This window comes from Streptomyces sp. NBC_00510, from assembly GCA_036013505.1.
GTDB lineage: Bacteria > Actinomycetota > Actinomycetes > Streptomycetales > Streptomycetaceae > Actinacidiphila.
In genome coordinates this window covers 147,808-160,252 of the sequence record CP107851.1, presented here as the reverse complement: position 1 = coordinate 160,252, position 12,445 = coordinate 147,808, and the positions used below count along the sequence as shown (strand labels likewise).

General features: G+C 69.2%; 11 protein-coding genes and 1 pseudogene. 9 read left to right on the top strand and 3 right to left on the bottom strand.

The window, feature by feature from the left end:
- Positions 1-392: 392 nt before the first annotated feature.
- The gene (locus tag OG937_00655; protein ID WUD70340.1) at positions 393-584 is read left to right on the top strand and encodes a hypothetical protein; all 192 of its coding nucleotides are present in this window, start codon (positions 393-395) and stop codon (positions 582-584) included.
- A gap of 231 nt (positions 585-815) precedes the next feature.
- Here OG937_00655 and OG937_00650 read toward each other — a convergent pair.
- Positions 816-1,319: pseudogene (locus tag OG937_00650) on the bottom strand (helicase associated domain-containing protein).
- Between OG937_00650 and OG937_00645 the strand changes: the two are divergent.
- The 3 genes from OG937_00645 (at position 1,301) to OG937_00635 (ending at position 5,393) form a co-directional block, all read left to right on the top strand.
- A complete protein-coding gene (locus OG937_00645) occupies positions 1,301-1,573 on the top strand; it encodes a hypothetical protein (GenBank protein ID WUD70339.1) in 273 nt (90 codons plus the stop codon). The pseudogene OG937_00650 and the gene OG937_00645 sit on opposite strands and share 19 nt — an antisense overlap.
- A gap of 249 nt (positions 1,574-1,822) precedes the next feature.
- A complete protein-coding gene (locus OG937_00640) occupies positions 1,823-4,432 on the top strand; it encodes a tetratricopeptide repeat protein (GenBank protein WUD78588.1) in 2,610 nt (869 codons plus the stop codon).
- Positions 4,433-4,781: 349 nt separating this feature from the next.
- A complete protein-coding gene (locus OG937_00635) occupies positions 4,782-5,393 on the top strand; it encodes an SMI1/KNR4 family protein (protein ID WUD70338.1) in 612 nt (203 codons plus the stop codon).
- Positions 5,394-5,482: 89 nt separating this feature from the next.
- On the opposite strand, the gene OG937_00630 is transcribed toward OG937_00635, so the two are convergent.
- On the bottom strand, positions 5,483-8,167 hold the full coding sequence (locus OG937_00630; protein WUD70337.1) for a Helicase associated domain protein: 2,685 nt from the start codon (positions 8,165-8,167) through the stop codon (positions 5,483-5,485).
- Positions 8,168-8,417: 250 nt separating this feature from the next.
- On the opposite strand from OG937_00630, the gene OG937_00625 reads away from it, so the two are divergent.
- From OG937_00625 to OG937_00605, 5 genes are all read left to right on the top strand, one after another.
- The gene (locus tag OG937_00625) at positions 8,418-8,678 is read left to right on the top strand and encodes an Arc family DNA-binding protein (protein ID WUD70336.1); all 261 of its coding nucleotides are present in this window, start codon (positions 8,418-8,420) and stop codon (positions 8,676-8,678) included.
- Positions 8,675-8,854 carry a hypothetical protein gene (locus OG937_00620; GenBank protein WUD70335.1) on the top strand — a complete coding sequence of 60 codons (180 nt, stop codon included), beginning with the start codon at positions 8,675-8,677 and terminating at the stop codon, positions 8,852-8,854. The genes OG937_00625 and OG937_00620 overlap by 4 nt, the downstream gene beginning before the upstream one ends.
- A 78-nt stretch (positions 8,855-8,932) precedes the next feature.
- On the top strand, positions 8,933-9,325 hold the full coding sequence (locus OG937_00615) for a hypothetical protein (protein WUD70334.1): 393 nt from the start codon (positions 8,933-8,935) through the stop codon (positions 9,323-9,325).
- A gap of 5 nt (positions 9,326-9,330) precedes the next feature.
- On the top strand, positions 9,331-9,999 hold the full coding sequence (locus tag OG937_00610) for a nucleotidyl transferase AbiEii/AbiGii toxin family protein (GenBank protein ID WUD70333.1): 669 nt from the start codon (positions 9,331-9,333) through the stop codon (positions 9,997-9,999).
- A gap of 340 nt (positions 10,000-10,339) precedes the next feature.
- Positions 10,340-10,570 (top strand): hypothetical protein, encoded by a 231-nt coding sequence (locus tag OG937_00605; GenBank protein WUD70332.1) that lies wholly within the window; start codon positions 10,340-10,342, stop codon positions 10,568-10,570.
- A 617-nt stretch (positions 10,571-11,187) separates the two neighbouring features.
- Here OG937_00605 and OG937_00600 read toward each other — a convergent pair.
- The gene (locus OG937_00600) at positions 11,188-12,399 is read right to left on the bottom strand and encodes a hypothetical protein (protein ID WUD70331.1); all 1,212 of its coding nucleotides are present in this window, start codon (positions 12,397-12,399) and stop codon (positions 11,188-11,190) included.
- Between the last annotated feature and the right edge of the window lie 46 nt (positions 12,400-12,445).

Sequence of the window (12,445 nt, the reverse complement as noted above, 5' to 3'; positions counted from 1 at the left end):
CGTCAGGCTTGCGGCGGTTGCGCTGCGATTGCCGGAACGGCACGGCCGAAGCTGAGCAGCGCTGGTCAAACGAAAAACACGGAACGATCGAGATTGGCCATGTCTGCTGGCGCTTGCTGCCCGGCCATGCACGGGTCACTGGGCTGGGGCCCGTTGGGGGTCGTGCGGGCAGCCGGGACATGGCTGGAGTCGATCACCGCCGATGGCCAGTTGATCTATCTGCTTGGGCGCCCGCAGTCGAGTCAGGTGGAGTCTTTCGCCTTACAGTTTGCTCATATAAACCGGTTGCAACTTGTACCCGAGAGGTTCAGATGCTCTACCGGAGCCCTGTGGACTTTTGCGCCGAGTACGCCAGATCGCGCAATAGCGAAAAAATCGGTGTATTCGACGTCGTGACCAGGCTGGACGAGGTGACCGTCGTCAGCGAGACCCCGGAGACGACGCGGATCGAGGCGGTGTGGTTCTCCTATGGCCACGATCCGGATTCCGGGTACTACGACGTTTTTGAGCGTACCGCCGTGGTCCTGGTCAAGCAGGACGCCGGGTGGCGTTTGCACTCCGAAGAATTTCTCGGCTATCAGTGACAGCTGATGGGCGTCTGCGACCCTCCACCACCGTGCGCGCCTATGTCACCGCCGTCACCGGCACGCTTGCCGACCGGGCCTCCGGGCTTGCTGAAGATCCGCTTGGTTGCCGGGTAGCTTTTGCGCTGCTGGTGGTGGCAACGGCGCGGGACCCCGGTTCGTGTCGCCCCGGGGTCCCGTAGTGGGGGAGTGTGCACAGTCGCTGAGTTCAACGATGGACTGCAGGCGGTGTTACACCCACTCAACGCCCGTTTCCTGTAGGGCGGTGCGCTGGTTAGGGGTGAGTTTGTCGCGTCTGGTTTTGGTGTTGGAGATCCACACGCCGAGTCGGACCGCCACCGGCTCTGCTTCGCCTTCGATCACGATTTCTTCGCTGTGGCCTCGTGGTACGGGCTGGCCCGTTCCCTCTCGTTCGGTCCATCGGGCGAGCGCGGTCAGGCCGCGTTGGAAGGCCTGCTGCGCCTTGGCCGACGGCTTCACACCAGCGTCGTGCCCGGCCGGGGGAGGGGTGGGCTGTTTGGCGGGTGTGATGCCGAGTGCGGTGAGTCGTTGCTGCTGCTCGGCGCTGAGCTCGGCCCAGTTCCTGGATTGCCGTACCAGCCAGGCCCCAAGATCATCGCCTTCGTACATCACGCCGGGCTGGATGCCGGCCACTGTGCCGTCGAGTTCGGTCGTGGCGAGGTCGGCCAGGATGGCGTGGTGGCGTTGCTAGTCCAGTGGCCAGGGGCAGTTCCAGAGAAGACAAAAAACAGGAAGAGGAGGGGCGCAGGGCGTGTAGAAGCTGGCGCGATGTCCCGCTGGCGTTCCTGGCCTTCGTGCTGTTGGGCGTAACTGTCCTGGACTTTATGGTAGCCCTCGTCCGCCTCGTATTCGGGTTCTCCACCGCCAAGCTGGCAGACGCTCTGATCAGGCTGGTCGTAGGAGGGCTGATTTCCTGCGCGCTGCTGTGGATATTCGGCCCACCTCAAATCAAGGAAGAGGACGGATAGGCCGCGGAACTAGCGACTGAGACTCGGTCGAGGAGGGAAGCGGTAGACGGGTTGCGCCATTGTGCCTTCCTGCCCCGGCCGGAGGCGTCATGCTGCTCGGGACAGGCTGAAGGGGGCGATGTGCGGGGAGCGAGCGCGCGGGCCGGGTCGGCGGCTGCGGCAGGAGCGGCGTTGGTTGCGGCCGGGACGGCTGTGGTCACGAACTACGTTACGGCGACAGTTCCGGCCTGGGCTCAGGATCCCCGGTTGGTGTGGCCCGTCTTTGGTGTTCTGGTCCTTGCCGCGGTCGGACTTCAGCTCTGGGCCCGAAGCCTGGATGCCAACGCAGGACGCGCGCATCCGCAGCAGCTTCCCTTGGAACGGGTGCTGGTCGGCAGGCTCGGGTCGCTCGCGCCCGTACACACTGGCCGGCCAGTTCGCGGCCGGGGGACCGAGCTGGCCGCGCTGCGGACGATGTTGCATCGTCCCGCCGGCCGGTTTGCGGTGCTGTGTGGCACGGGAGGCGTCGGCAAGACCACTCTGGCCGCCCTGCTGGCAGAGCACGCCAGTGCACAAGGCATGCCGGTGTTCTGGGTGTCGTGGCGCGATGAGCCGGACCTGGCTGAACAGATGACCCGGGTCGCGCTCGCCTGCGGGCTGCCTGAGGAACAACTGGAGGCCGTCCGTGCCGGTCGGGGGAGCTTGCCGGACGTGGTGTGGCAGCAGCTTGCCCGAGGACGTCCATGGCTGCTGGTCGTGGACAATGCCGACCAGCCCGCTGCGGTGGGTCCCGGAAGTGAGCCCCTGACCAACTATCGCGGCTGGATCCGCCCCGGCGGCAGCGGACTTCTGCTGGTCACCAGCCGCGACACTCACCCCGACACCTGGGGCAGCCGTGCCGTTCTACACCGCTTGGCCCCCCTCGACGCAGATGCCGGTGCTAGCACGCTGCTCGACGGCGCGCCCGACGCGGGCACCCTCGAGGACGCGCGGCTGTTGGCCGACAGGCTCGGCGGCCTCCCTCTTGCGCTCCACGCCGTCAGCCGCTACCTGGCCGCCGTCGCCAGCCGATACCGCACGTTCACCAATTACATGCAAGCCCTGGACCACGAACTTTCTGAGCTGCTCGGAGCCGAACACCCTGACGCGGCTGACCCGGACGTTGCCCGCACCCTCGTCCGCCACACCTGGGACCTCTCCCTGGACCAGCTCACGTTCAGCGGCAACACCCGTGCGCGCCACGTCCTGCGCCTGCTGTCGCTGTTCGGCCCCGCGCCGATTCCGTTGCCCGTCATCAGCCCGAGCCTGGTGACGGTGGCCACCGGCCAAGCGGCAACGGCGGCTGACATTGAAGCGGCGATCAACGGCCTGCACACCTACGGTCTCGTGGACACTCCCGACACCGGCCCGGACGGCTCGGCCATCGCGCAGGTGTCACTCCACCCCCTGATCCGGGAGATTTCCGCCCTCGCCCTGACGGACGAGTTCCTGGATCCGAGCCACTGGTATCAGGCCGTTACCGATCACATGGTCGCCGCTGTGCAACGCCTGAACAGCACGAGCCCTGCCGACTGGCCCATTGCCAGACTCCTGGCGCCCCACGTACTTGCCATCGCCGAACTCGAGGGATGCCGTGACAGCCTCGAACTCGCCAGCGCACAGCATTTGTTGGCGCAGCTTCTCAGCGCTGCCGGCGACATGTCCGGGGCCCTTCGTTTGAACCGCCAGGCAGCGGCCACGCGCACCCGAGTCCTGGGACCGGACCACCCAGACACGCTGCACAGCCGCAACAGGCTCGGCATCACGCTGCACGGTCTCAGGCAGAACGCGGACGCCGTCGAGCTGCACGAGCAGAACATCATCGATCGCGTACGTGTTCTCGGACCGGATCACCCAGACACCCTGAGCAGCCGCAGCAACCTCGCCAACGCGCTCGGCGGTCTAACCCGTCACACCGAAGCAGTCGACCTGCACCGGCAGAACCTCGCGGACCGAGCGCGCGTTCTGGGACCGGATCATTCCGACACCCTGGAGAGTCGCAGCGGCCTCGGCCGCGAACTTGTCTCCCTCGGCCGGTTCACCGAAGCACACGATCTGTTTGAGCGTAACCTCATCGCTCGGACCCGTGTGCTGGGGCCGGATCACCCCGACACACTGGAGGCCCGCAACGACCTTGCATCCGCACTGATGAGTCTCGACCGACAGGCGGAAGCGGCAAATCTGTTCGAGCGTAACCTGATCGACCGGACCCGTGTGCTTGGTCCAGATCATCCGGACACACTGGACACCCGGAGCAACCTCGCTCTGGTGATGGACGTCAGCGGCCGGTACGCAGAAGCAATCGAGCAGTTCCGGCAGTGCCTCGCCGACTACACACGGGTCCTGGGACCGGATCACGCCCACACCCTGAGCGCCCGCAACAACGTCGCCAATGCGCTGAACCACCTCGGACGGCATGCGGAAGCAATCGACTTTCACCGGCAGAACCTCATCGACTACACGCGGGTGCTGGGACCGGACCACCCGGACACTCGGAGTAGCCGCAACAACCTTGCCAACGCTCTCAACGATGGGGGCCGGCATGCGGAAGCAGCTGATTTGCACCGGCAGAATCTCGTCGATCACACACGGGAGCGGGGACCGGACCACCCCGGCACTCTGACCAGTCGCAACAACCTCGCTATGGCGCTGCACCGTCTCGGCCAGCACGCGGAAGCAGTCGAGCAGTTCCGGCGGGTCCTCGACGACCGCACACGCGTACTGGGACCGGACCACCCAAACACCTTGCGCAGCCGCACGAACCTGGCCGTCGCGGAGAGGCGGATGGCTCGGTCACGACGCTGGTACGTCAGACCATGGCGCCGCGTTGACGCCGGCTGAACCTACCCTGCTATCCGCGGCCAGCGTTCCCTGCGGCCGCGGCGACCGGCGTCGTGGAGGCAGGAGTCTCCCGAACTTGGCCGTCTCACTCGCAATAGCCTCTGATCATGAATCAGAGGGAGGGCGAGAACGCGCAGATTTTGGAAGCACGGGAGTTGCTCAGAGCGAGGAACCGTGCCGTGCCGTGTATGCCGCTCATGGAGGCGAACAGGGGCAGGGCCAAGCTCCCCATGCGCGGTCCCGGCCCGGCTGCTCGCTGCGCCGTGGGTGGTATCAGCGCATGCCGACCCTGGCACGGCCGGCACACTCGGGCTCGCCCGGCTGCCGGCATGTTGAAAGACTCCTGGCCATGACGTCGATTGATCACGACGTGCACCAGGCTTGGGACCGTATCGGTACCTGGTTCCAGGAACTTCCCCAGAAGGCCCCTGTGAGAGCGGCTGCAGACGAGAGCCACCTTCGCGCGACCGAGGCAGACCTTGGGGTGAGTTTTCCCGCCGACCTGGTCGCGTGGTGGACCCTGCCGCGCGTCAGTGCCGACTACTGGATCCCGGAAGCGTTTGCTCCTGTGAGCCTGGAAGAAGCTCTGGAGACGAGAGAGGTCTGGTTGCTTGTCGCGGAACAGGAAGGGACCGCCCTGGACGCGAACGGCGAACCGGAACCACGTTTCCTGCCCTGGTTTCTGCCGATCGCGATGAGCCCTGGCGGTGACGGTCTCATCGTCGACTTGCGGCCCGGTGATTCGTACGGCGCAGTCTTCCTGTGGGACCACGAGACCTGGATCCTCGGAGTGGAGCTGTGGAGTTCGGTGGCTGCCATGCTCCAAGACGTCGCAGCCGCCTTCCAGTCAGGGACGCCGGCCCTGCTCCGCCACGCTTCCCTCGGCGGCACCACACAGCCGCGTGTCCCCGTCGTGGACGACGCTGGCGATCTGCTCTGGGAGCCGGCAGAACACCGATAGTGCACGTCCCTGCCGCATCCAGGCCGATGTTCCGGTTGAGCGCTTCCGCCTGCGCCTGGCCCGACTGCCGGGACCTGCCGCATAGGGCGTTACGCCCATTCCACCCCGAGTTCGGCGAGCGCGGTGCGCTGCTGGAGGCTGAGCCGGTTGCGTCGGGTCTTGTGGTTACTCAGGAACACACCCAGGCGAACCGGCACCTCCTGCGCCGGTTCACCCTCCGCGGCCTGGACCGTGATCGGTTCTGTGTGGGCTCTGGGCACGCGGTGGTGGCCTTCGCGGGCGATGTATTGGGCGAGGGCTGCCAGGCCGCGTTGGAAGCCCTCCGAGGTTTTCCCAGCCCGCGGGGCTGCCCCTTCGACGGGCACCGGGGCGGGCTGTTCGGCGGGAGTCAGGCCCAGCTTCGACAGCCGCCGCTGCTGCTCCTCGGACAGCTGGGCCCAGCTCCCGGACTGCCGTGCGATCCATGCCCCGAGATCGTCGCCTTCGTACACGACGCCGGGTGCGATGCCGGCGATCGTGCCGTCGGGTTCGGTTGTGGCGAGGTCGGCCAGGATGGCGTGGTGGCGTTGCCAGTCCAGTGGCCAGGGGCAGTTCCAGTCGGGGTCGACGGCGGCGAGTTGTGCTGCGCGGGTTGCGGCGCGTTCGGGGTTCTTGCCGAGGCCGCCTTTGCGGCGGAGGTTGGCCAGGTGTTGTCCGATGGGTACGGGGTGGGTTTCGCCGTCGGGGCCGTCGCTCCAGACGGCGTCCTGCCTGGGGGCGAGGTGCCCGTGGGTGCGGTGGAAGGCGCGGAACGCGGCGAGTTTGGTTTCCCAGGCCTGGTCGCCGGGCTCCCACACCATGCCGGCTTCGGGCTCATCCAGCAGCCTCCTGCGGCGTTCCTCCAGTTCCCCTGCCCGCAACGCCCTTCGCTGCTGGTTGACCCACCGCCCCAGCGGGAACCGCACCACGCCCAGATCAACCTCAGTGTCATAGGGCACCGCGTGCAGGCCGGTGATGCCGTTCTCGGTCCGCCATGTGCGCAGCGCCTGGTAGCCCTCGAGCCAGACCAGGGACTCGGGCCGGTAGACGCGCGTGCGCAGAAACGCAGCGATGGTGGCAGGGTCCCTGGGCGAGGAGAAGTGCAACAGTGCCGACTCCACCGCGCCCTGCGCCTGGTTCCTGTCGCCGGACCCGTCCTCTGCCGCGCCGCCGGTGGTGCCGATGATGCGGCCGTCGGCGTCCCGCTGCACGTGGACCGTGCGCGGTCCGCGGCTCAGCGCCCGGTTGGCGAGCTGTTCGACGAGGTGCTCCGAGTGTGAGCGCAGGCCTTGGAGGACGGCAACCAGGGGCCGGTATGAGGCTGAGGCGATCATGTTGTCGGGTTCCTCCCCAGGCTGCAGGAAGACGGGCACGATGATCCGCGCCACTTTTGCCCGGCCGTCGGGGTTGGGGCGCAGGGCGCGGCCGATGTTCTGCACGATCTCGACCTGCGAGCCGCGGGTGTCGGCGAAGCAGACGGCCTCCACGCCCCGTGTCCCGGTGATGTCGACGCCTTCCCCCAGGACCCGGACGCTGGCGAGGAACGCCCGGTGCATGCGGCGTCCGTGGGCGTCGATGCCGTGCGCGAACTGCTGCAGCACCTCGCGTCGCTCGGCGACCAGGTGGTCGCCGCACAGCCACTGCGCCCACACGCGGTCCGGGGCCGGGTGCCGGTGAGGATCGAGGTCGTAGAAGCCGGCGTCGATCGACGACGCCGGCAGCGCGCCGGCTTCGGCCAGGGCGTGCTCGGACGGCTCGCTCGCGTACAGCTCCGCTGCGGTCTCCGGGAGCTTGGCGGCGAATGCGGCGGCCTCTTCCACGCGCTGGTGGAACGTCATGACCGTGCGCAGGTTGTGTGCGGCGGCGTGTTCGAGCAGCGCGGTCTGCAGGAGGGCCAGGCGCCGGCCGCGTACCTGTTGTTCCGAGGCGTCGAGGGTGAGGTCGGGGTCCTGGATTTCCAGGACGTCGATCTCGAAGCCGGCGAGGATGCCGCGTTCGATGGCCTCGGACAGGCCGAGCTCGTAGATCCACTGGCCGTAGGTACCGGCCGGGTCGTCGCTCATGGAGGCGATCTCGAGCTCGCTGCCGTCCTTACCGACCGGCGGCCGGGGCGCGGCAAGGATCCGCGGGGTCGCGGTCATATACAGCCGGTAGGCGACGGGGATGCGGGTGTTGTCGTGGATCGCCGCCCACGCCCGCCCCAGGTCCCCGGCCGTGCCATGCGCCTCGTCCACGACCGCCAGGTCGAAGCCGCCCATCCGCTGCCCATACAACCGCGCCCCGCCGGCGAGCGCGGCTTCCAGCGGCCCCCGCACGCGTCCCAGGCCCGCCGGGTCGTCGATGTCGTCGCGGTCCACCAGCGAGGCGTACGTGGCCAGCACGATCACCGGCCCGGATCCCGCCCACAGCGCCAGCCGCACCGGATTCGTCGTCGCCCGGACCCCGAGCTGCTCCAGGACCTCGTCGCCCTCCAGCGAGCACACCGCCACCATCGGCGCGAGGTGCCCGACCTGGCGCCACGCCTGGGCGGTCTGCACCAGCAGGTCCAGGGTGGGCACCATGACCAGGATCCGGCCCTGCCGGAACAGGTCCAGCGCAGCCTGCGCGGCGGTGATCGTCTTTCCCGACCCCGTGGCCGACACCAGCGTGGCCCGCGCCCCCTCGGCGGGCACGGGGGAGCGTGTGGGGAATCCCGCCCACTGCCGGATCCGCGCGTTCGCCTCGACCTGATGCTCGCGCAGCCGGACGCTCTTCACGCCTGCTCCTCCTCTTGCGACGCTGGGACAGCCACCGCCGCCGGCACCTTGTTCCTGCCCGCACGCACTGCTCATGTACGTGGGTGAGCCAAGGCGTCCGGGTGTGACACCGTACCGGCCCGTTGCCGGCCGCGGGCCGGCCTGCGGCTCGTCCGCCGGTCTCGGGTGTCGCGCGCGTCCCAGAAGCGGACACGGGAACGCAACCGAACCCCCCTGTAGGGTCCTGCAGCACCGTGAACGGAGACCCCGCGTGCCCGATGTGAACGTCCGGATCCCTGCCGAGACCCGGGACCGGCTGGCGGAGATCGCCGCCGCCGAAGGCCTGTCGCTGCGCGCCTATCTGGCCCGCCTGGCCGACAGCCTCCCGACCCCTGCCGAGCGCGCCGTGCGCGCCGAGCAGGCCTGCGCCATCTTGAACGAGTGGAACGGCTACGCCCCCACTCCAGCCGAGCAAGACGGCCTGGATGCCGAACTCGACCGCCGCCTGCCCCGGGCCACGACCAGCCCGTGAGCCAGGGCGTGGACGTCGTCTGGGATGACACTGTCCTGGGTGCCGCAGGCCGCGGCAACCTCCTCGGCGCGTGCCTCATCCGCCGCGCCCCCGCCGAAGCGGGCCGGCACCTGCACGTACCGGCCTGCGCCCTGGTCGCCGCCAGCCGCGGCGGACCCGGGCGCTGCCCGACGTGACGGCCTGCGCGACCTTGACCTGTCGCGCGCTGCGGGGTCCGGCCTCGCCCGCTGTCGTCCCGAGGCCATAATGGGGGCATGGCAGCCAGCTCGCAGCCCCCGGTGCCGGGGACCGCAGACCCGTCCGGCGTGTACGCCGAGGACCTGGCGCTGTACCGGGAGAAGTTCCGGCGGCGTCTGCCGGCCTCGTTGGACGAGCTGCGCGGGCCTGCCCGCGGGGTCGTGGATCTGCCGCTGCATGTCGCCTGGTCGGGGATGACCTCGTACGACCTGGAAAAGCCCCGCCAGCGCATAGGCCTGTACCGCACTGTCCTGCACGAAGGACTGCACGACGACCTGCCCCTCTACCTCAACCGGGATCTCCTCGTGCAGATGTGGCCCGTCCTGCGTGGCCTGGTCGGACGCACGGTGCGCGCCGTGTGGGAGGAGACGTTCCCCCAGCTCGCCGACCGCGCCCGGGCCGCCGCGTGACGGACATGCCGGAGCTGCACGCGCGGCTCCTGGCCGACGTCATCGCCCTCGGCTCCCCCTACCCGCTCGTCCTCACCGGCGGCTACGCCGTCCGCGCCCACCGCCTGGTCAACCGCCCCAGCCAGGACCTCGACGTCGCCACGCAGAACCCGGCACCCATGACCGACATCGCCACCACACTCCGCACCGGCCTGGAAGCACGCGGCTGGCACGTGCAGTCACTGGAGATCGCCCCGCTGTCCGCCCGCTTCACCGTGTCCGACCCCGCCACGAGGCAGGAGTGCGAGGTCGACATCCTCAAAGAGATCTTCTGGCGACCCATCACCCACAGTCCCTACGGGCCCGTCCTTGCCGAGGAAGACGTGATCGGAACCAAAGTGCGCGCCCTCGGCGACCGGGGCGCCCCTCGGGACCTGATCGACGTGTTCGCTGCCTCCCGGCGCTGGTCCACCACCGACCTGGAAGAGTTCGGCCGCCGACACGCCCGGGGCCGCTTCGAACGAGAAGACCTCCAGGCCAACCTCGCCGGCGCCGAGTGGACCGACGACGAAGCCTTCGCCGCCTACGGCCTCGACGACACCACGATTGCCGCGCTGCGCTCCTGGGCTGTGCAGTGGGCCGACGACCTGGCGGCTCGGCTTCTCGAGGAGTCCGGCCATCCCGACGCCGACTGAGGGCTGTCGTGAGTGACGGCCGCACGCTTGGTGGACAAAACTCCGACGTGCCAATCCGGTGACGGGAAAGATCGGGGGGCTGCCATGTCTCGGGGGAGCGGTGAGTCGTGGGCGGGGCCCAAGGGGGGCCGGGGGGCCCCGCAGTTGCGCGCACCGGCGGTGATGGTGACGCAGGCGCGCACGGTTCACTGAACTCGATCCGTGGCGTGGCTGAGGGAAGGCGCGGCGTCGCCAGGGCTGGCCTCCACTCCAACGGCGGTGGCGTGGCCCTGCCCGGGGCAGGGGTGAGGAAGCCGGTTGCTGGACTGCACAGGTTCTGGTCGTGCGGCAGGCTGGGGTGATGGAGGGTGCGCGGTTTGTGGTGCACGGCTTGTCGCCGCACGGCGGCTGGCTGGTGACGATGCACCGCGAGGACCGGATGGAGGACGACTACGTCGGCACGGCGTGTTCCGAGCACGACCCGCTGCTCATCCTGCGCTCGGCTGGCTTGCCGGAGCCGGACCTGGTGGTGGACGACCCGCGCTGGGTCGAATGGCGAGGCACAGCCGCACACCGGTGGAGAAGTGACTGACAGACCCTGGCGTGCCGGCTGCCCGGGGACCGCGCGGCGGGAAGCTGATACAGGGCAATCCCTGCGCCTCCCGCTCCGCGGTCCTCACCCGACCTGAGCCCGCAACGTGCCAAAGCCGCGCGGTCACCTGATCCCGTACGGCGCCACATCCAGGACGTCACGCGCAGCACGCCGGAAACGCCGCTCCGCAGCAGCTTGCCCGTGGCGGGTCAGTAGCTGCGATGGCAAGGGCGAAGGCCTTTGCAGTGACGATGGCGCCTTCGTGAGGCTGGTCGATGTCCTGCTCGAAGACGATCAACTCCTCGTTGCCTGTGACCGGAAAAGTGCAAGGGGGGGCGGAACCTTGGTGATGCCTTCAAGGAGATCGGTCGCGGTCGCGGCGGGCGGTCATCGAGATCCACCAGATCGCGGTGCAGGGGGCGTTCCACCCGGCCGCTGGCGATACGGCCGCCGCCTTCACCCAGCTGCGCCTCGTCGAGAACGCCGCGCTGCAGGAGGCGCACCGACCGTCGGTCCGGACCTTGACCGCGTAAGTTGCCGAGCGCCGTCCGGGCCTGCCGGGTCTTGGTGACTATGCCCGTCGAACCGGCACCCCGGTGGCCCTCACGTTGACCTGTTCAGCGGCGGCGTAGCCGGGCCAGGAGGCTTCGCCAGAGACGCCACCGGCGCGGCCGACTTTGCCGGACGGCGATGGCTCGGAGTTCGGGCGCCGAGCCGGCAGTGGTCGGAGGATGCTCGCCGGCTGCCTGGGGACCCGGTTCCGTGGCGGCTGCGGTGGCGGTAGCTATCGGGAGGTGGAGTTGTTGTGGTCTGACGGGGCGGCTGCTGGCCTGGAGGGCGTAGCGTTCGCGGGCCTTGCTGCGCCGGTAGGCCTCGCGGCCGGTTTGGGCTGATTCCAGCTCTGCCATCGCAGTGGTCGCTGCGCCAAGCAGGGTGGGTGCGACCACCGCGCGCAGGGGCAACGGAAGCAGGCCCCACCAGACAGCGCCGTCGGCGGGCCTGGGGTGGCTGATCTTCCAGTCTTGCTGCCAGGACGCTGCCGGTCCGCTCCAGTTCTCGCCCGTGCGCGGTTGATGGGTGACGGGGTGCCCGCCGAACGGCAGGAGTAGCGTGCCATGGTCGCGCCATGCCACGGCGAGGTGGGACTGGGCGAGTCGTCGCTGGCCGGGGGTGGGGGTGATCTTGTCGATGTGGTGGTCTTGCCGCCGGGTGCGGACGTGGATCTGGCCGGCCGTGCGGTAATGGGCGGGGGCATGACGGTTGAACAGGACCCACTGCCGGACATCAGGGTCCCGGACGGCAAGGATCCGGCTGGCCTGGTGGCCGGCGAGTTCGCCGTGGGGGAGGTGGATCACGCTGATCCCGGACGGGGCGTGCACCCGTAGTGACAGTACGGGTATCGCGCCCGGTTCCGCGGCGGTGACGGCCAGCTGGATCCGTACCGTGGGCACGGAGGCGGTCAGCTCGTGGGCGAGCGATTGTGCGTCGGCGACAGCAGAGCGCACGCGGGCCAGGTGCTCGGGTCGCGCCGGGCAGCGATCGGGCTCCAGGCGCGTGTGGCGGAAGCGGGCGGTGAAGTCGGCGTGGTCGCGGGGGCCGCACAGCTCCAGCGTCCGCCCGCAGGACAGGCAGCTGTAGCGGCCGGCAGCGCGACCGCGCGGCAGAGCACCGGCGCTGTCCGGGGTGCGGTGAAGGTCGATGAGCAGACTCGTGGCGGTGTCGATGCCGATGTCCCCGTGGCGGGTGCGCATGCGGCGGCGGGCCGAGGAGCCGTGGACAGGGTGTCGGGTGGTGGAGGAACGGCGGTTTGTGGAGGCGGTGGTACGCATCAGTCGGCTCCCGGAAAGCGGTGGGGTTGAGCGGTACCCCTTGAGC

Bases quoted from the DNA above. Each gene is read 5' to 3' on its own strand.
- OG937_00635 (WUD70338.1), top strand. From the start codon at position 4,782: ATGACGTCGATTGATCACGACGTGCACCAGGCTTGGGACCGTATCGGT.
- OG937_00615 (WUD70334.1), top strand. From the start codon at position 8,933: ATGGCAGCCAGCTCGCAGCCCCCGGTGCCGGGGACCGCAGACCCGTCC.
- OG937_00610 (WUD70333.1), top strand. From the start codon at position 9,331: ATGCCGGAGCTGCACGCGCGGCTCCTGGCCGACGTCATCGCCCTCGGC.
- OG937_00605 (WUD70332.1), top strand. From the start codon at position 10,340: ATGGAGGGTGCGCGGTTTGTGGTGCACGGCTTGTCGCCGCACGGCGGC.
- OG937_00600 (WUD70331.1), bottom strand. From the start codon at position 12,399: ATGCGTACCACCGCCTCCACAAACCGCCGTTCCTCCACCACCCGACAC.